Below are 18,673 nucleotides of genomic sequence, written 5' to 3' on the forward strand. Positions count from 1 at the left end.
GGTATGTTTGTGTTATATCCGATTTTAGCGGCTCTTTCCTATAGTTTTTTCGAGTGGAAAGGCATGTCCAGAGGGAATTTTATAGGCTTTCAAAATTTCGTGACATTATTTACGATAGAGCCTTATGGATCTATGTTTTGGAACGCTTTTAAACATAATGTGATGTATTTTGTAATACAAATGGTCGTCATGAATGGTCTCGCTCTTTTTCTTGCTTTTATTATTTATCAAAAAATAAAAGGCGCAGCGTTTTTTAAAGCAGCATTTTTTTTACCACGCTTATTATCGGTCATTGTTGTAGGATTTTTATGGAAGTTAATTTTAAATCCCAATTTTGGTACATTGAATTTTATTTTTGAGAAAATCGGTTTGGAGAGCTTACAACGAGCGTGGCTGGGAGATCCCGATACAGCCTTAATCGCCATTATTTTAGTGAACTGTTGGTTTGGTTTGGGCTTTGGGGTTCTCATTTTCTTAGCTGGGTTCCAGAGCATTCCGGGGGAGTTAATAGAGGCGGCAAGGTTAGATGGAGCAAAGGGCTTTACACTATTACGTAAGATCTATCTGCCGTTAATGGTACCTTCAATTACGATTATGGGCGTGTTAACCTTTATTCAATCATTCGAAGCTTTTGAGCTTGTCTATGCTATGCAGGGGTCAATGGGTGAACCCTATTATTCAACGGATACACTGGCTGTATTCTTTTACCGTTTAGCATTTGGCAGCTCAACGGCATCCGGTACAACAGCGATTGGTTTAGGTTCAGCACTAGCTACAGTTTTATTTTTATTCATTTTAATTTGTACTACGGTATTTTTACGTTTTGCCAATAAAAAAGACGTACAGATGTAGGGGGGAGTAGATGAAGCAGGGCACAATCTGGACGCGTCCGTTTTATTATATTGTGGTATTTGCCGTGGCGACTATTAGTTTGTATCCGATTGTATTAATGTTGTTATCATCTTTTAAGACAAGTGTTGAAATATACAAAAATCCTTTAGGGTTACCGACCAGTTTTAGCTTAGATACTTACCGTACGTTATTGTCAAAAATTCCATTTACAACGTATTTTATGAATAGCGTCTTTGTTAGCATCGTATCAGTTGTATTGATTGTCGTAATCTGTTCATTGGCATCCTTCTATATTGCACGCTTTAAATTTTCATGGAATAATGCATTATTTTTCATCTTTTTGTTAGGAATGATGATTCCCATTAAGCTTGGTATTGTTCCTTTATTTATATTAATGCGTGACTTAGGGCTTATTAATTCATTATGGTCACTTGTCTTCATGAATATCGCTACTGGCATCCCCTTAACAATGCTAATTTTAACGGGATTTTTCAGGACAATGCCGTATGAGTTAGAAGAGGCGGCGCGTATTGATGGGGCTGGTAATTTACGCATACTTTGGCATGTAGTGCTACCTTTAATGAGGCCTGCACTTGGTACAGTAGTGATTATTAATTTTATCGCTGCTTGGAATGATTTTTTCTTCCCGCTTATTTTCATTACCGATAAATCAAAACGTACGATTCCGGTTGGGATGATGTCGTTATTTGGAGAACATTCTGCGGATTGGGGTTCGCTATTTGCAGGATTAACACTTGCGTCGTTGCCTATGATACTGTTGTTTTTCATAGCATCCAAACAGTTTATGGAAGGATTGACTGCCGGAGCAGTTAAGTGAAGCACCTCCATCGTTACGTGAACTTAGAGAAAGGAACAAGGGTATGCTCAAATATGAAATCGACATCCCTTCAAAGAAATGTAGTGTAATTCAGATAATGAGAATAAGGCAGGAGGGACCTGACTTCGATGGATCGATTGACAAAGTTGACAACAGAAGGCTGTCATCCAAAAACGACAAACTTAGATTTAATGTCTATCACTGAAATCGTACAGCTTATGAACGAAGAAGATTTGAAGATTCCGCAAGCAATTGCCAAAGTGTTACCTGAAGTTGAGCGGACGATTGAAGCAGTCATCAAAGCGATAAAAAATGGGGGGCGATTATTTTACGTAGGTGCAGGGACGAGTGGTCGTATAGGTTTATTAGACGCAGTCGAGTGTCCGCCGACGTTCAGTACATCATCGGAGCTCGTACAGGCGGTGTTAGCAGGTGGCTTAGACGCAGTCGTAGTCGCTGTCGAAGGTGCAGAGGATAATGAAGCTTTAGGGCAAGAAGCTTTACAAAATCGATTCTTACAAGCGCGGGATATTGTTATTGGTATTGCCGCAAGTGGAAGAACCCCATTTGTAAAGGGTGCGCTCGTTTATGCACAACAAATGGGTGCAACAACGGTAAGCCTCACGAGTAATCCACAATCAATAATTAGTGACTATGCACATATAGCGATAGAGGTAATGACGGGACCAGAAATTTTAACGGGATCAACAAGACTGAAGGCAGCAACTGCCCATAAGCAAATTCTTAATATGATTACGACAACAACAATGATTAAACTGGGGAAAGTGTATAAGAATTTAATGGTGGATGTTCATGCAAGTAATTTTAAATTACGTGAACGGGCTAAAAAGATTGTTAGTGATGCAACGAGTGTAACCTATAAAGAGGCTGAATGCGTATTAATGCAAACTGATTATAAAGTGAAACCCGCCATTATTATGCTTTTAATGGAGACAACGTATGAACAAGCCGAGCAATTATTGGCACAATCAGAGGGACATGTACGTGCAGCAATGGGGTTAAAGAAAAAACTGTAATTATAGTAGATGGAGCTAATTCAAATTGTTTTTGAAACAGCTCCATTCCCCTTAATAGTTTAAAGTAATACCCACAAATAGAAACTGGAAACCCGCGAATAGAGAAGATAGTTAATTAGAAGTACATATTGAAAAACGGAGTTGATTGTAAATGGAGAAAATCAATGCAGGGTTAATTATGCTTGCGGAAATGGAGGAAAGGCTTCCTCCTTCAGAACGCAAGGTGGCTACCTATATTTTAGAAAATCCCACGAAGGCCATTAAAATGACTGCTGTTGAGTTAGGGGAAGCAAGTAAAACAAGCGGAGCAGCCGTGATTCGTCTCTGTAAATCGTTAAATGTTAGCGGTATACAAGAGCTGAAGTTGCGAATTGCAGGGGATTTACAGCGTGAAAAGGTAGATGATCGTGATATCGAGCCGAATGAACCCTTACAATCTATTGTAGAGAAGGTGACGACTCAAAGCAGTCAAATTTTACGGGAAACTGCAGACCTAATTGATGAGAAAGAGCTATTAAGAGCGGTAACCGCACTATCACAGGCAAAACGGATTTTCTTTTTTGGTGTTGGTGCATCAGGTATTGCGGCAATGGATGCGGGCCAGAAATTTTTGCGTATTAATAAAAATAGTATGGCGCTGATGGACCTACATTTAGGCGCTACAGCAGTTGTCAATGCTGAGGCAGGGGATGTGGTCGTGGGGATATCATTTTCAGGTGAAACGCATGAAGTGGCAAAAATTTTAGAGGTAGCAAATGAAACACCAGCGACAACCATTAGTTTGACGCGCTATGGTAACTCGCTAGTGTCTAGCCTGGCAGGTATTTGTTTATATACATCGCCAAATGTAGAAGCAACATTTAGAAGCGGTGCTACATCATCACGACTTGCACAACTACATGTTATTGATATTTTATTTATGTGCGTGGCTACTAGCTCATATGAACAAACAATCAATTATCTAGACACGACACGCTCTGTAATCGAGGATTTACATAAGAAGGTAGCAAAACGTAAAAAATGAGGCTGTCCCAAAAGTAAAAACAATATGCTTAGTGGTATCCTATTATGCTATCTTTTGATACAAATGTAAAAATCCGCGTAGACTCCTGTGGCTCAGGTCTCGCCCACGGAAAACGAAGCCGATTTTTACCATATAAGAAGATGGGCATTATTGTTTGAAGGGTTTTTAGACAGCCCCAGATGATTAATAAATTCGTTCTTCTGTTTCAGGGTCAAAGAAATGAATTTTGTTGTCTTTTATCAGCATGGTTACCCTGTCATTTGGATGACATGCTGTATCGGAATTTACACGGGCAATGACAGATTGACCTGCTAATGAAGCGTAGATGAATACCTCTGCACCTAGCAATTCTGCTACATCCACCGTTGTGTCAAAAGTATAAGAAGCTGTTGTAGATGTAAGTTGTAAATCCTCAGGACGAATACCGAGAACAATATCTTTTCCTAAATAGCCTTTTTCTTGTAAAGTTCGTAAATAACTTTCAGGAATAGGGAAGTTGAAAGCGCCTATTTTTACCTCATTATCAGTGAGCTGTCCATGAAATAGATTCATGGAGGGTGAGCCAATAAAGCCTGCTACAAACATATTATTCGGATGGTCATATACTTCTTTTGGTGCACCAATTTGCTGAATGAGCCCGTCTTTCATCACAACGAGACGTGTGGCCATCGTCATCGCTTCGGTTTGGTCATGTGTGACATAAATTGTTGTTGTTTGAATACGTTGGTGTAGTTTTTGGATTTCGGCACGCATTTGTACACGTAATTTCGCGTCTAAGTTGGAAAGAGGTTCATCCATTAAAAAGACTTTAGCATCACGGACAATGGCGCGCCCTAATGCAACACGCTGTCTTTGTCCGCCTGATAACGCCTTCGGTTTGCGTTTTAAGTAATCTTCTAAGCCTAAAATTTTCGCGGCTTCTATCACACGTCGGTCGATTTCCTTTTTTTCAACTTTTCTAAGCTTTAAGCTAAACGCCATATTATCGTAAACCGACATATGGGGATAGAGTGCGTAGCTTTGAAACACCATGGCAATACCGCGATCCTTTGACTCCACATCGTTCATGAGGACATCATCAATATACAATTCACCCTTTGAAATATCTTCTAAGCCTGCAATCATACGAAGTGTAGTCGTTTTCCCACACCCTGAGGGACCGACAAAAACAATAAATTCTTTATCGTGAATATGCAAATTGAAATCTGTTACAGCTTGCACATTTTTATCGTAAATCTTATAGATATGCTCCAAGCGTAATTCCGTCATGTGCCACATCCTTCCTTATAGTCGTGATACGTATAGTGTAAAAAAAGAATACGTAGCAGGATAGAGCAATCATGCACAGTTTTTTAACGTGAAACTGTGCAACGTGACTTACAAGGAATCATAAAGGGAAATAGCAAGAAACACCTCAAGCCTATGTTCAAATAGTCGAATATCTTTGTGCGTAAGGTGCTGAAACTTATCCATTCGGTTTTGTAAGGTATTGCGATGCATAAATAATTTTTTAGCTGCAAGGGAAATATTCCCTTCGCATGTAATGACTTGCTTGACAGTTTGTAATAATTCCTGGTGTTCAGCAGCGTCTTTTAAAATTGAAGTAATGAACATAGCTTTTTCCTGTGAGTCTAGCAAAAGTGTTAAATAAGGAATAAGTAATTCTTGTTGTGTAAGTACATGCTTTGGAGTATGATCCCAGATTGATGATTGTAATGATGAAAACCAGCTAAATCGTGTTTTGGTTATCTTAATATCCGGTAGTATATCTGATACGAAAATTTTTAAATTCGCTTCTAAATCTTCGCTTAAGAGATCAATATAGTAGGTGAAGTTTAGCAGCTCGTTATCTGTAATTTGTTCGATAACTACAAATAGATGCTCATTTAAAGACATTAGTAATATTTTTTTACCAAGCAACGCCTCAAACGTTGTACGTAGGAGATTAGCGTCAGTAAAAACCTTTTCAAAGTGTAAAAACAGTAGGCGATGGTTCTGAATAGGAGCGGGTATAGTATCAGTTTGATTGGTTAAATACTTATGCCAAGCTGTATCTTGCAAGGTAGAAATAATAAGTGGACCTGAGAAAATTCGTAAAAGCTCAAGTTCATCTTTTGTAATGGCGTGCTTTGGTATTTCAAAAAGTTGGTCATCAAAGTTAAATAAGTAACCCTCGGTATGTATACCTTTAAAAGGCTTTAATAAGGGGAATCGTTGTTGAAGCTTCGAAGGGTCCATGTAAACACATCCTTTCAATATCGATACGTTATAAGGAATCGATGAATCGCCGAAAACTATAAAATATGAAAAATAACGAGGAGTGAAATTTCACTTCTCCTTTTTTATGTAAAACATTGAATTTGTATCTAAAGAACCGTTTTCAAAATATTTTATTAGTAAATTAGATTGATTTATTCAATTAAATTAATTTGTCGATATTCAGTTAAGAAATATCGAAAGATGTCGAAATATACATGAATTCAAAAAGGAGAGTATAAACCATGCTACGCAACTTATCCATATTTAAAAAGTTAGTCCTATTAATGTGTATTTCCATTCTAACAGTTGGTATTATCCAAGTGAATGGATATATCACAATGAAATCTCTGGAGAAAAATACAGAGAATATGTATATAAACCGTCTAGAACCAAGTATTGTTTTATCTGAATATCGACTTAAAAACCGGATTATTGTTTCAGATATGTATCGTTCTTTTGTGTTTATAGATGAAGCAACCACTAAACAAATTAATGATGAAGTGATGAATGCTTTTAAAGATAATGAAAACAATCTTCAAATACTAAAGGCAGCCAATTTGAAAGCGGAAGAGGATGCATTAATAAGTGATCTGATTCAGCTATATCCCAGTTTTAAAACAAACATGGAGCAAGTTTTTCAACTAAGTCTTGTCAATAAGAATGACGAGGCAATAAACCTCTTTAATTCAAAGGCCAAGCCTGTTTTAGATCAAATTATTTCAAAAGGTAACGCGTTGACAGATTTAAATCAAGAACATGCAAGTACTTTGAATATGGAAAGTAAAGCCCGAGCAAGCAAAGGAATCACAACCTCTTTAATCATTTCAATTGTATTAGGAATTCTGTTTGTTGCCGTCGGATTTATGGGTGTACGAAAATATCTAATTTCTCCAATTGAAAAATTAAAATTTGCTGTTCAACGAGCAGAAGCTGGGGAATTGAATTTTAATGTAGACTATGATTCTAAGGATGAACTAGGAGTCTTAACGTCTTCATTTAGCCATATGATTGCTCAATTACGGGATTTAATTGGTCAGGTGAAAGAATCTTCCGATCAGATGGCGGCATTTTCGGCTGAACTTTCGGCAAGTGCAGAACAAACAAGTGAGGCAAGTGAACATATTGCATCTGTTACGTTAGAGGTGGCTAGCGGTTCGGACGATCAAATGAGAACAATTATAGAAACATCAGATGTTGTGAATCAAATGGTACAAGGTGTCCAAACAATAGCTGGAAATTCTACAATCGTTTCTGAGGCTGCTACACAAGCAGAACAACTTTCAGTGGATGGAAATGATATTATTAAAACCGCAGTTCAACAGATGAACTCTATTCAAATATCTATTGGTAGTTTAGATGATGTAATTAGTGGTTTAGGTGAGCGCTCGGCAGAGATTGGACAAATTGTTGAAGTCATTACAGGTATTGCAGCACAAACCAACCTATTGGCGTTAAATGCAGCAATTGAAGCAGCAAGAGCAGGCGAACATGGAAAAGGATTTGCGGTCGTTTCAGAAGAAGTGCGAAAATTAGCCGAAGAATCGTCTGCGTCGGCACAAAGAATCTCTGAACTAATCACAAGAATTCAAGCAGAAACGAATAAAGCGGTAGATTCCATGCAGTTCACAACGAATGAAGTGAAAACAGGTATTAACAATGTGAACGTTGCAGGTGAATCCTTTGAAAAAATTCAATATGCCATTAACGAGGTATCTGTTCAAATTCGAGAAGTGTCTACTTCCGTTCAACAGATGGTTGCAGGAGCCGATCAAATGTCCAAATCCATGGCACAAATTAATGGAATTGCCCAAAGCTCCACAGAAGGGACGCAAAATATTTCAGCGGCTACAGAAGAACAGTTAGCCTCTATGCAGGAGATTACTGCATCTACTTCGGCACTTTCTAAAATGGCTGAAGTTCTACAAGAAAAAACAAATACATTCAAAGTGTAAAAATTAAAAGATAGAATTAACAGAAACACATGTTCAGGGCTTCGAATTAGTCAATGACGTGTATTTTTGTTTGTAATTTAAAATAGCATTCTTAGATGAGTGTGTCGTCATAAATCATAAGTCTTTCAAAAAAAGATAGAAATTAGAAGATATAATAAAAGCTTCACGCTTAAAAAGGGTGTCTAATCGAAAGCTGATATGTTGATGCCCCTGTTAAAGCACAACCAATCTATACATTACGAGGATAATTTTTAAAAAAGGAGACATGATGAAGTTTCATCGTGTCTCCTTCGCATGTTAAATAATTTTCACATAAAAATCCTTGCCGTTCATAATTTCAGTAATTTCAAGGTCGTATGTTGTTTTATAGTAATCATAAATATTGCGTGCCAGACCGGAGTGTCCATTTAAATATGTCCCTTGCTTAATCTCTTTTCGAGGATTATGGAAGTCAAAATACAAGCGTGAATCGTGGCACATTGTAGCTAAAATGGCTTTGAATTCTTGCTCTTCAATATGAATCCCTCGCGTATATTGGCACTCTCGACGGTACGTATCATGTGAGACATTCACAGGTGAGATCTCAGAAATCATTTCGACTTTTCTATTCAAATGTCAACAGCTCCTTTCAAGATTCATGCCATCATACTCTATTTAGTTTAGTATATAATTGTCAGAAAATTATATCAATATTTATTTACCAATCCTGTTGTTGAATTTCTTCTGCAATTACTTGTAAGTCATACGCAGTAATCATTAAAAGGGTGTAGCCGTTCGTTTCCATATATTTTTCAGCTAGCCTCTTCATATATTTTGGCGAGCCTTCGTTTTCTTCGTCATAGACAAGTAGCAGTCCGTCTGTGTTTTGAATGATAAATTTGTCCTTTTCAATAAACTGCCATGGAGCCTCGTATGGTTTTTTAGTGACACTCGTTACAAAGTCTGCTTGACTTACTATGGACAGATATTTTTCTTTTTTTATATCCTGCCAATTTTTCTCCTGCTCTAAAAATGGTGTAATCACAGCAAGTTTTAATTCGGGAAATTCTTTCTTTAACATAAGGGCAACCTCTGCGCTCCAAGTTTCTACGCCCTGCTGGCCACTAATAATAACCCATTCTAACCCCTCATCAATTAGTAGACGAAGGCGATTTTCCAATGCTTTTTTAATGATAGGAATCCCAGGATGTTTGTCATTGAAAATACCGAGCTCGTGCGGTTTGTAGCCTGTTATTATAATTCTTTGTAGCAATGAAAAGCCCCCTAAGCTGTATATTATGTACAAATAGTATACAGTAGGGGGATGTATGAAAACGACTATGATGTATTTTAGATATTTCATTACATTTAGTAGATTTTGAGTAGGCGTGGTAGAATCTACTTATCGTCGTTTGGTAAGCAGTATTGTTGGTAGATTTATCCATTTATTTGCTGGGATTATGGAACTGAATGCTAATTTGTAGTGTTACGTATTTCCAAGAAGTTTTCTGATAGGGTAAGTTTTTAAAATGCACAAATAGTAAAAACGACGCCAACAGCTGCGCAAATTCCTAAAAACCACCATGTATCTGTGAAATCCTCTTTCGTTTCACGATTCATTTAAAGTACATCCTTTCTGTTTCGTTTGCCCACTCCATGACCAATTCGTCCATATCCTCAGTACGGTTTCGAACGGACCGCGTTTAAATTTCTTTAAATAAGTAATACTAAAAATGCATTGTAAGCTATAGAGTACAACCCCAAATACGATGCCGCCAAATACGCCTAATTTGCTATATAAACCGAGGCCATATCCGTAAAATATTGTCGTACAAATGATTGTTTGCATTAAATAATTGGTCATCGATAACTTGCCAACACTTTCAAAAGCAGGTGAAAGAAGCTGTATAGGTCGAGTATTAAAGAGTAATGCTACTAAGCATACATAGCCTACTGCTAATAGCTGTGAACCACCCATTTGTAACATGCCGGAAAAATTATTTTCTATAAAGCTAAATGCTTTACAAGCGAGTCCTAATGGAACTAAAATTGCTCCTGAAATGTACCATTTCTGTTCTTTTTGCATATTTTCAAACGCATGTATTTTAGCGAGCCCCATACCAAATAAAAACAATGGTGCATAAAATAACGGTGCAAAAATAAAGATGATGATTATAAAAAAAGGATCGTCTAATCCAGGAGGCATAACATTTGCACGGAAATCATATATGTCTAGGTAGCTCCCGTTTGCATAAGTTGCATCTGCCTTTTCAATATAGGTAGTAAGTTCGTTCTGTTCTTTTTTTGCTATCTCCGTAGGACCGAACGTTAAAGCTGTAGTAAGTAAAAATAATACACCGCACCATATAAATAATGTTTTTGGTTTACGATTAATGAACGGAATTAAAAATAATGTCATACAGCCATAAGATAATAAAATATCGCCTTCCCATAAAAACGATGAGTGGAGCCAACCGATGACAATTAGCCCAATTGAGCGACGCAGAATGGACCATCGACTTTTATTTTTCTTTTTTCGGACTGATTCAATAAATTTAATAAGAGAAAATCCAAACAAAATGGTGAAAATCGGCATAAATGAGCCCTCAATGAAGACTTTTACAAAATATAATGCACCGTTATCTAATGTTGATAAATTTTCTAACTCATCTTTGCCATACATTCCAAATTGGAAAATAAGCAGATTAGCCATCAAAATCCCAAACAAACTCAATCCACGCATACTATCAATGAAGGTAACACGATTTGTTGTCATTTGCGTTTTATCTCCTTAATTGGTTAACTTATACATAGAGTAATAGTAAAATCTTATAGGGATATAATGACTACCTTAAAGTAATCTTAAAAGTTGGTGATAATATGAAAAATGCGAAAATTTTAGTGTTAGAAGATGAACGAGCTATAGCGGAAATGATAGACATCATTTTGCGCAAAGAAGGAATCGACAACATTACACTTTGTGGCACTGTTCAAGATACTATGAGGGAAATAGCAAGCGGGAAATTTGATTTTTATCTGTTAGATATCATGTTGCCGGATGGCAGTGGCTTAGAAATGGCAAAGCATATACGCGAAAAAACGGATGCACCAATATTCTTTTTAACTGCAAAGAGTAGTGATGCTGATAAACTGCGAGGCTTTATGAATGGTGCAGATGACTATATTACGAAACCATTTAATCCGCTAGAGCTTGTGGCGAGGGTAAAAGTACATCTTACACGTTATATGAAGAAAAGTGAGGATGTGCAGGAGGGACATATATATACTTGTAATCGTTTTGTGTTTAATATGGATGCAGCGGAGCTCGCAGTTGATGGTAAAAAGGATATTATTAGTGGTAGGTTATTTCATTTGCTGAAATATCTATGTGAAAATACAGGGCAAGTATTATCAAAGGAACAAATTTATGAACGTGTGTGGGGAGATTATATATTCGATGATAATACGGTGATGGTTCATATTCGTAAACTACGTGAAAAGATAGAAGTAGATCCAGGTAAGCCAAGTTGTATTGTCACAGTTAGAGGAATTGGCTATAAGCTCAATGGAGATGTGCAGTGATGAAACCATCAAGGAGATTAACACTGCGCTTTGTATCGTATTTCACAGTATTTTATTTATTAATTATTTTGGGTTTTATTGTAAGTCTGTTATTTTTCGCATTTTTTATCAATAAACGCGTCGGTGATAATATTCATACCATGACTTCCTATGAAATTGTAGATGACGCAGTAATAAAGGATGGGAAATCAGTGCGAATTGCGGACTATTTAGTAGAACGTGCTGAGGAGAATCTAGGGCAGTTATATTTAATCAATCAATCAATGGACATAGTGGATTATACAGGCGATACATGCGAACTTTGCGGAATTGCTGATAGTGAAATTATGTCTCTTGAACGATCAGGTATGCATACATGGGAACTATCTAAATATTACTTATTATTTTTACCTACTTCACTTGTGCAGCCTCTTTTTGACGAGACATATAGTGTTTGGCAAAAAAATGAGGACATGCCTGCAGACTTGCTCCAGCGTTTAAATGATAATAAGGCTTCTATAGAGCTTTATAATGATCGATGGAAGCGCGTAAAAGTTATTGGCGAAAGCTATAAAAAACTGAATAAACCTGAATTATTAGAAGAAAATTATGACATTTTCGAACAGCAAGAACTTATTCAAAGTGCAACACTAGCGGATGGAACAACACTTGTTGTGCGCATGCCGAATCCAGCCTATAAACCTTTTGAAGAACCTTTTAATAAAGCGATGCTTCTTTTTGTAGCGATTTTTTTCGGAGGACATATTATCTTGTTAATTGGCGTCATTTTCTTATCCATAGGGATTTCACGCCAATTTGTTCGACCGCTTGTATACGTTATTTCACGGATTGAACAACTCGCGCAATTTGATTACCGGAAATTGAGTGATAAGAAAGTTCATCACCAGAAGACAGGGAAATTGAAGCGTAAATTTAAATTATTCCAACCTGTCGATGAATCGCTCAATCATTTATCGGACCGACTTGCCTCTAATGAAAGACAAATTAAGCAATCTGAACAATTACGTGAAGAATGGATTACGGGACTATCACATGATTTAAAGACACCTCTAAGCTCTATTTACGGTTATTCAACAATGTTGGCTTCAGGTGATTATGAGTGGACGAATGATGAAATGCGTACGTTTGCGCAAACCATGCAGGAAAAAGCTACATATATGGATGCACTCATTCAAGATTTAACCTATACGTATCAATTGAAAAATAAAGCGATAAAGCTTGATAAGGTATCGCTACCACTAAATACGTGGTTACTACAGTTTGCAGACAAACAGGTGTGTGTGCATGTTCATGGGGATGTCATACTGGATGCAGATGAACTTCTTTTAAAGCGTATTTTAGATAATTTAATTACAAACGCCAAGAAGTATACGCCGAATGGCACGAAGGTAAGTGTTGAGGCGCAAAATACGCAAGAAGGCGTCATGTTGACAATTGCTGACCAAGGTCCAGGAATTCCACAAACGGAACTAGATAACTTGTTTGAGCGCTACTATCGAGGAACAAATACAACGGATGATACAACGGGTACTGGTCTAGGATTAGCGATTACAAAACAATTAATTGATTTGCATAATGGGACAATTCGCGTGAATTCAGATGCAACAGGTACTATTTTTGTTGTGAAATTTTCGTGTGGACTATAACACATAAATGTTTGAAAAGAAAACATGGGGCTGTTCGAAAAGTTCTTTAAACAATAACGATTATCTTGCTTTATGGCTGAAGTTTCACTTACGCTTTCGCCACAAATACGATTCGCAGAAATCTTCGCATGTTTTTTGTATTGGAAAAAATAGTATGCCGAAGGTACTCCTAGGCATACTATTATTTTGGGACAGCCCTGACTTTTTTCTCACTAGCCGTTCAAAGCACTAGCGGTTTGTTATTTTTTGCTACAGCGCTCAGAAGGGTGTTCAATTTTTACGTAACGCCATAAATTATTGGCGATATCACGCGCCTCTGCAACGTGTTCGGTTCCAACGAATGCTTTTCTGAAAGGTGTAAGTAATGATTCAATAATAAAGAGCTTAGGCTTCTTTTGCTGTAATTCTTCCATTAAAAAAGTAGCAAACTCTAAACCTTCAATCGTTTCATCCTTCGATAATCCCTTCGTAAAACCTTGTAGTTGTTCGAGTACCATTTCTTTACTGACTGAACGATAATTCACGACATTTTGTATAGCATTAATCATCTCAACACTTATAATGATATCTTTTGACTCCAACATTGCGGGTATAATTACACTAATATTGCGTAATGCAACACGTACAATTGCTTCTCGATTAATATATTTGTAGTCAGAAATTAAAACTGCACGTAAGGAGAGGTTAATCATACCAAGTGTTTGTACCGCACACTCATAGCTCATCGGACTAATTTCTTCGCCAAAAACTTGTACAAGTCTATTAGCAAGCCACTCTAGCTCCTGTAAGTGATAGTTTATAATGATTTTCTTTAGTTCATTATCCCGCGAATGAAAAATGGATTCGAAAATTTGAATAAGATTGTGCTCGCGATTGACATACATGAGCACGGCAACTTGCTGTGTTAATACTTCCAAATCGGTCGGATCTTTGCCGTAAAGAAGCTCATGGCGACGATTGCTTGCTTCCTCACGCCCCTCATCTAGAATGGCAATTAAGCATTCGTTTTTTGAAGCGAAATGATTATAAAATGTGCCCTTAGATATTTTAGCTGCACTAATAATATCGTTAATGGAGGTATCCACGAATCCTTTTTCTATAAAAAGTTCACGAGCGGAAGTAAGTATTTGTCTTTTTCTTTTGTTCATAACCTCACCTTTTTTAATTTATTATACTATCATTCTATAATGAAAACGCTTATATATCAATGTTTTTAAATTTCTTAATCTAAATTGTTGAAAAAAGTAGACTACGAGTATAAAATAAGTTTTATCTTAAACAACAAGAAAGAATTGAGGGATATAAATGAATAATGACTTAACAATGAAAAAGCCCCCTTATGGCATGATTGCTATTTTATTTGTGGGTGCTTTTGTTGCTTTTCTTAACAACACATTGTTAAATGTTGCGTTGCCAACCATAATGAATGATTTTGGTATCACGTACGCAAAAGTACAATGGCTTGCAACAGGTTACATGCTTGTAAGTGGTATCCTAGTACCAGCTTCAGCATTTTTCGTAACACGCTTTAAAAATAGACATCTATTTATAACAGCGATGACAATATTTACAATTGGTACAATCATGGCTGGCTTTGCGCCGAACTTTGGCGTGCTATTAGCCGGTCGTATGGTGCAAGCAGCAGGGGCTTCAAGTATGTCACCCCTTTTAATGAATGTAATGCTGACGAGCTTCCCAAAAGAAAAACGTGGAGCAGCAATGGGGATTTTTGGTTTAGTTATGATTGCAGCACCTGCCATTGGCCCAACATTGTCAGGTTGGATTGTGGAACATCATGATTGGCGCATGCTATTCCAAATGATTATTCCATTTGCAATTATTAGTTTACTATTCGGTGTGTGGAAATTAGAAAACGTGATGGAGACACGTGAAGTTCATTTAGATTTCCCTTCCGTAATATTATCGACAGTTGCATTTGGTGGTATTCTTTATGGTTTTAGTACAGCAGGGGATAAAGGATGGTCTAGTCCTTGGGTGTACGGTACAATTTCGATTGGTTTTATTTCTTTAATTATTTTCATTTTTAAACAATTACGTATGGAAGAGCCTTTACTTGAATTACGTATTTACAAATATCCGATGTTTGCACTTAGCTCGGCTATTTCTGTGATTGTTTCGATGGCGATGTTCTCTGGGATGATTTTAACACCGGCTTATGTACAATCAATTCGTGGAATTGAACCATTTGAAGCGGGCTTAATGATGCTTCCGGGGGCACTTGTGATGGGTATTATGTCGCCAATTACAGGTAAGCTTTTTGATAAATTCGGACCGCGCGTTTTAGCGATCATTGGTTTAACAATTACAACTCTTGCAACATTCGGTTTAACTAAATTGACAATGGATTCTAGCTATACATTTATCGTATCGATGTACTCAATACGTATGTTAGGTATGTCAATGGTAATGATGCCAATTATGACAAATGGGTTAAATCAATTACCGCAAATCATGAATCCACATGGTACGGCTATCAATAATACCTTACAACAAGTAGCAGGAGCGATTGGTAGTGCAGTGTTGGTTACATTTATGAACAACCGTACGAAAGCAACGGCGGCAGACTTAATCGCAGAAGCACAAGCGAAAGCTGCTCAATCTGGTGTTGTACCATCAGCTGAGCAAATGCAACAAATGCAAGATCAGATTATGCAAACAGCCTTATTAGATGGTATTACACATTCATTCTTAATCGCGGCTGTAGTAACAGTATTAGCACTTGTGCTAGCGTTCTTCTTAAAACGCGTAAATGTTGAAAGTGCGGCAGCTACAATGGATTTGAAAAAACCAACAAATTAATAATTTTATTTAACTTTAAATCTATAATCAAAAATAACACGTTCTTAGGACGGGGTCAGACAGTAAACAAACTCAAAAAATGGAGTTTGTTTACTGTCTTTTTTCTTTTCAAATAGAAGTTTATATGAACCCGTTGATTTGCGCTACGGCGGACGCTTTTCGCGGGCAGGGCTTCAGGCTCCTCGTCGCCACGCTCTGTCTTGTTTTTAGCTAGTGATGAAGCAAGTTTTGTTAATGGGACAACCCTTCTTGTTGATGGGGGATATACAGCGCATTAATTTTAATGGGTAAATGAGTGAATTTGGGGGATAAATCGTTCATAGTTATCGATAACTTGAAGAAGTTGGTCGATAAATTGATAAATGTAGGTGAAAAAACGTTTTTTTTAAAATATAACCCGTTTTCTGTGTGCTAAAGAGCGTCACAAAAAACGGGTTACAATTATTAGTGAAACGACGTCCTTTGAAGTGAAGACTTAGGCATCCTTTTTAAATAACGGTCCTGGCCAAAATGCATATTTTCCAAGAACAGTTGTAATGGCTGGAACAAGCAGTGGACGTACAATAAATGTATCCAGTAGAACACCAATAGCAGTTACAACGCCAAATTGAACAAGTACCTGAATCGGTAGTGTTGCGAGTACAGCGAATGTACCTGCTAGAATAAGACCAGCGGATGTAATAACACTACCTGTATGAACTACGCCTTCTTCTACCGCCGTTAAATGATCTGCATTTTTGCGTTTTTTCCAAATCTCTGAAATCATGAAAATATTATAATCTTCACCGAGTGCCACTAAGAATACAAAGGCATACAGTGGCATAGCTCCTGAAATCGCTTCTGCTCCCATGACGTGGTGCAAAATAAGCCATCCTGCACCGAGTGCACCGAAATAAGAAATGATGACTGTAGCCAGTAAATACACTGTTGCTGTGACAGAACGTAAGTAGATAAATAATAAAAGGGCTATTAATGCAATCATTGTAGGCATTATGACTGATTCATCACGTTTAGTAATTTGCTGTGTATCATATTGACTTGCTGTTTCTCCGCCAATCCATACTTGCTTATCCGCATTTTTGATACCTTCGTTTTCAAGTATAGTTATAACTTCAGCTTTAAGCTCTGGAATATGTGCCAATGATTCTTTTGCATAAGGATTTGCATTAAATGAAAGTTCGTATAATTGAATGGAATCGTTTTTCTCTCCAATTTGGACATCTCCAACAGTATCGATATAAGGTAGCGAAGTGAGAGACTGTTGGATATTAATAGCTGTTCCTTTCGTATCAATTACAAGTTGAACTGGAGCAAGTTCACCCGGTGAAAAATTTTCTTCTATTAAAGTAAAACCTTCACGTGAGGGCATATCTTCTGGGAAAGAAGATAGTAAATCAAATGTATATTGAATACGTGGTACAAATGCTGCTAAACCGCCTAGTAAAAGAACAGTCACCGCAATAACGACCCAAGGTTTATGCGTGACGAAATGGCCGATTTTGCGGCTTACTTTATGAGATGGCTTATGCTGTTTTTTGCCCTTATTACGTGCCAACTCCTCTGTACGTGGTGTGAATGGGAAGAAGGCAACACGTCCAATAATAACAAGGATAGCAGGAAGTACAACTAGTGCAGCTATCCCCATTATTAAAACGCCAAAACTAAACGGCACAGCAAAGCGTTGGAATGCACCATAGTGGGCAAAACTAAGAGTGGCTAATCCGATGACCACTGTTAAAGCACTCATCATAATGGCACCGCCAGATTCTTTTACAGCAATCTTCATTGCAGTTGCCTTATCCTCAAAGTCAAACAGTATTTCACGGTATTTCGAAATTAAAAATAAACAATAGTCTGTTCCGGCACCAAATAGCAATACAGTCATAATGGACACAGCCTGTGAATCCTTCTCAATCCAGCCTTGCTCGGCAAAGAAACCAAGTGTCGGACTAATGACACCATAGGCAAGACCTACAACGATTAGTGGAATAATGGCAAGCAGTGGAGAACGATAAATTAAAATTAATAGCACTAGTACAAGCATGACAGTTGCGATTAGTAGCTTCACATCAGCCTGCGAGAATAAGCTAACAGCATCTGTTGCAATGCCGACAGGGCCAGAATAACGTACATGGAGCGAATCACTTGTTAGCTCTTCATCTAATTGAGCGTTATACTTCTCCATTGTTTTTGTTAAATTAGTTAGGCTTTCTTGTAATAAATCAGTAGCAACGTCTTTTTCAAAGAAAATAGGTGTAACAATTGTTGAACCATTTTCAGATGTAGATGCCAAAAAAGCCTGAGGTGGCATTTCATCATAAGGTGGAACAAGAGATTGGTACGCTAAAGGATTCGTTTTTAGATCTTTGTATACATTTTGAATGGCTGAGTAATCATCAGTAGTTAGACCATTTTCACGATGCCAGACAAGTAACAGGGGTGTACCGGCATCATTTGGAAATTCTTCGGCAATGATAGATGCCGCTCGCTCAGACATTTCTGATTCTGGCAGATTTTTACCTGATTCACTTTCGATACTATTTATTTGTGGCCAAGCAAAAGATAGGACAACAACAAGTAATACCCACAGGGTGATTGCTAACAATCGACCTTTTTTGCTTGCGACCATTGCGCCCCATTGCTCGAGGGGGTGTTTTTGCATGACATGAACCTCCATTCCTTGT

At 37.5% G+C, this 18,673-nt stretch carries 15 protein-coding genes and 1 pseudogene; 9 read left to right on the plus strand and 7 right to left on the minus strand.

All coding sequences use genetic code 11. The annotated features are described in order from the left end of the window. Positions 1-3: 3 nt before the first annotated feature. From H131_RS03460 to H131_RS03475, 4 genes are all read left to right on the plus strand, one after another. Entirely contained in the window at positions 4-852 is an 849-nt protein-coding gene (locus tag H131_RS03460) for a carbohydrate ABC transporter permease (protein WP_419185158.1), read from the plus strand. A gap of 10 nt (positions 853-862) precedes the next feature. After that, positions 863-1,690, plus strand: coding sequence for a carbohydrate ABC transporter permease (locus tag H131_RS03465; RefSeq protein WP_010857663.1), 828 nt, complete (start codon positions 863-865; stop codon positions 1,688-1,690). 128 nt (positions 1,691-1,818) lie between these two features. After that, positions 1,819-2,727, plus strand: a complete 909-nt coding sequence (murQ, locus tag H131_RS03470; RefSeq protein ID WP_010857664.1) for an N-acetylmuramic acid 6-phosphate etherase — start codon at positions 1,819-1,821, stop codon at positions 2,725-2,727. A 151-nt stretch (positions 2,728-2,878) separates the two neighbouring features. Further along, positions 2,879-3,751 carry a MurR/RpiR family transcriptional regulator gene (locus H131_RS03475; protein ID WP_010857665.1) on the plus strand — a complete coding sequence of 291 codons (873 nt, stop codon included), beginning with the start codon at positions 2,879-2,881 and terminating at the stop codon, positions 3,749-3,751. A gap of 183 nt (positions 3,752-3,934) precedes the next feature. Here H131_RS03475 and H131_RS03480 read toward each other — a convergent pair whose 3' ends face one another. Then, on the minus strand, positions 3,935-5,020 hold the full coding sequence (locus tag H131_RS03480) for an ABC transporter ATP-binding protein (RefSeq protein ID WP_010857666.1): 1,086 nt from the start codon (positions 5,018-5,020) through the stop codon (positions 3,935-3,937). A gap of 108 nt (positions 5,021-5,128) precedes the next feature. Next, a complete protein-coding gene (locus H131_RS03485) occupies positions 5,129-5,989 on the minus strand; it encodes a PucR family transcriptional regulator (protein WP_010857667.1) in 861 nt (286 codons plus the stop codon). Between the two features lie 263 nt (positions 5,990-6,252). Between H131_RS03485 and H131_RS03490 the strand changes: the two genes are divergently transcribed. Continuing rightward, positions 6,253-7,962 (plus strand): methyl-accepting chemotaxis protein, encoded by a 1,710-nt coding sequence (locus tag H131_RS03490; protein ID WP_010857668.1) that lies wholly within the window; start codon positions 6,253-6,255, stop codon positions 7,960-7,962. Between the two features lie 297 nt (positions 7,963-8,259). Here the strand turns inward: H131_RS03490 and H131_RS03495 are convergent, their stop codons facing one another. From H131_RS03495 to H131_RS03505, 3 genes are all read right to left on the minus strand, one after another. Beyond that, positions 8,260-8,574 (minus strand): hypothetical protein, encoded by a 315-nt coding sequence (locus H131_RS03495; RefSeq protein ID WP_010857669.1) that lies wholly within the window; start codon positions 8,572-8,574, stop codon positions 8,260-8,262. An 85-nt stretch (positions 8,575-8,659) separates the two neighbouring features. Further along, positions 8,660-9,214 (minus strand): SLOG family protein, encoded by a 555-nt coding sequence (locus H131_RS03500; RefSeq protein ID WP_010857670.1) that lies wholly within the window; start codon positions 9,212-9,214, stop codon positions 8,660-8,662. A 336-nt stretch (positions 9,215-9,550) separates the two neighbouring features. Continuing rightward, entirely contained in the window at positions 9,551-10,717 is a 1,167-nt protein-coding gene (locus H131_RS03505) for a DUF418 domain-containing protein (protein ID WP_010857671.1), read from the minus strand. 104 nt (positions 10,718-10,821) lie between these two features. Between H131_RS03505 and H131_RS03510 the strand changes: the two genes are divergently transcribed. Together H131_RS03510 and H131_RS03515 are read left to right on the plus strand one after the other, a co-directional pair. After that, positions 10,822-11,523, plus strand: coding sequence for a response regulator transcription factor (locus H131_RS03510; RefSeq protein ID WP_010857672.1), 702 nt, complete (start codon positions 10,822-10,824; stop codon positions 11,521-11,523). After that, entirely contained in the window at positions 11,523-13,169 is a 1,647-nt protein-coding gene (locus H131_RS03515) for a sensor histidine kinase (RefSeq protein ID WP_010857673.1), read from the plus strand. Before H131_RS03510 ends, H131_RS03515 begins: the two co-directional genes overlap by 1 nt. A 239-nt stretch (positions 13,170-13,408) precedes the next feature. Here H131_RS03515 and H131_RS03520 read toward each other — a convergent pair whose 3' ends face one another. Continuing rightward, entirely contained in the window at positions 13,409-14,317 is a 909-nt protein-coding gene (locus H131_RS03520) for a TetR/AcrR family transcriptional regulator (protein ID WP_010857674.1), read from the minus strand. 157 nt (positions 14,318-14,474) lie between these two features. Between H131_RS03520 and H131_RS03525 the strand changes: the two genes are divergently transcribed. After that, positions 14,475-15,989, plus strand: a complete 1,515-nt coding sequence (locus tag H131_RS03525) for an MDR family MFS transporter (protein ID WP_010857675.1) — start codon at positions 14,475-14,477, stop codon at positions 15,987-15,989. 191 nt (positions 15,990-16,180) lie between these two features. Then, a pseudogene (locus H131_RS23415) lies at positions 16,181-16,267 on the plus strand (SDR family oxidoreductase); the annotation flags it as partial. A 197-nt stretch (positions 16,268-16,464) separates the two neighbouring features. On the opposite strand, the gene H131_RS03530 reads toward H131_RS23415, so the two are convergent. After that, positions 16,465-18,651 (minus strand): MMPL family transporter, encoded by a 2,187-nt coding sequence (locus tag H131_RS03530; protein ID WP_010857676.1) that lies wholly within the window; start codon positions 18,649-18,651, stop codon positions 16,465-16,467. Between the last annotated feature and the right edge of the window lie 22 nt (positions 18,652-18,673).

Source organism: Lysinibacillus sphaericus OT4b.31 (assembly GCF_000392615.1).
Classification (GTDB): Bacteria; Bacillota; Bacilli; order Bacillales_A; family Planococcaceae; genus Lysinibacillus; species Lysinibacillus sphaericus_B.

Coding starts and splice junctions, on each gene's coding strand:
- H131_RS03460 (WP_419185158.1), top strand. CDS start 4: ATGTTTGTGTTATATCCGATTTTAGCGGCTCTTTCCTATAGTTTTTTC.
- H131_RS03465 (WP_010857663.1), top strand. CDS start 863: ATGAAGCAGGGCACAATCTGGACGCGTCCGTTTTATTATATTGTGGTA.
- murQ (WP_010857664.1), top strand. CDS start 1,819: ATGGATCGATTGACAAAGTTGACAACAGAAGGCTGTCATCCAAAAACG.
- H131_RS03475 (WP_010857665.1), top strand. CDS start 2,879: ATGGAGAAAATCAATGCAGGGTTAATTATGCTTGCGGAAATGGAGGAA.
- H131_RS03480 (WP_010857666.1), bottom strand. CDS start 5,020: ATGACGGAATTACGCTTGGAGCATATCTATAAGATTTACGATAAAAAT.
- H131_RS03485 (WP_010857667.1), bottom strand. CDS start 5,989: ATGGACCCTTCGAAGCTTCAACAACGATTCCCCTTATTAAAGCCTTTT.
- H131_RS03490 (WP_010857668.1), top strand. CDS start 6,253: ATGCTACGCAACTTATCCATATTTAAAAAGTTAGTCCTATTAATGTGT.
- H131_RS03505 (WP_010857671.1), bottom strand. CDS start 10,717: ATGACAACAAATCGTGTTACCTTCATTGATAGTATGCGTGGATTGAGT.
- H131_RS03510 (WP_010857672.1), top strand. CDS start 10,822: ATGAAAAATGCGAAAATTTTAGTGTTAGAAGATGAACGAGCTATAGCG.
- H131_RS03515 (WP_010857673.1), top strand. CDS start 11,523: ATGAAACCATCAAGGAGATTAACACTGCGCTTTGTATCGTATTTCACA.
- H131_RS03520 (WP_010857674.1), bottom strand. CDS start 14,317: ATGAACAAAAGAAAAAGACAAATACTTACTTCCGCTCGTGAACTTTTT.
- H131_RS03525 (WP_010857675.1), top strand. CDS start 14,475: ATGAATAATGACTTAACAATGAAAAAGCCCCCTTATGGCATGATTGCT.
- H131_RS03530 (WP_010857676.1), bottom strand. CDS start 18,651: ATGCAAAAACACCCCCTCGAGCAATGGGGCGCAATGGTCGCAAGCAAA.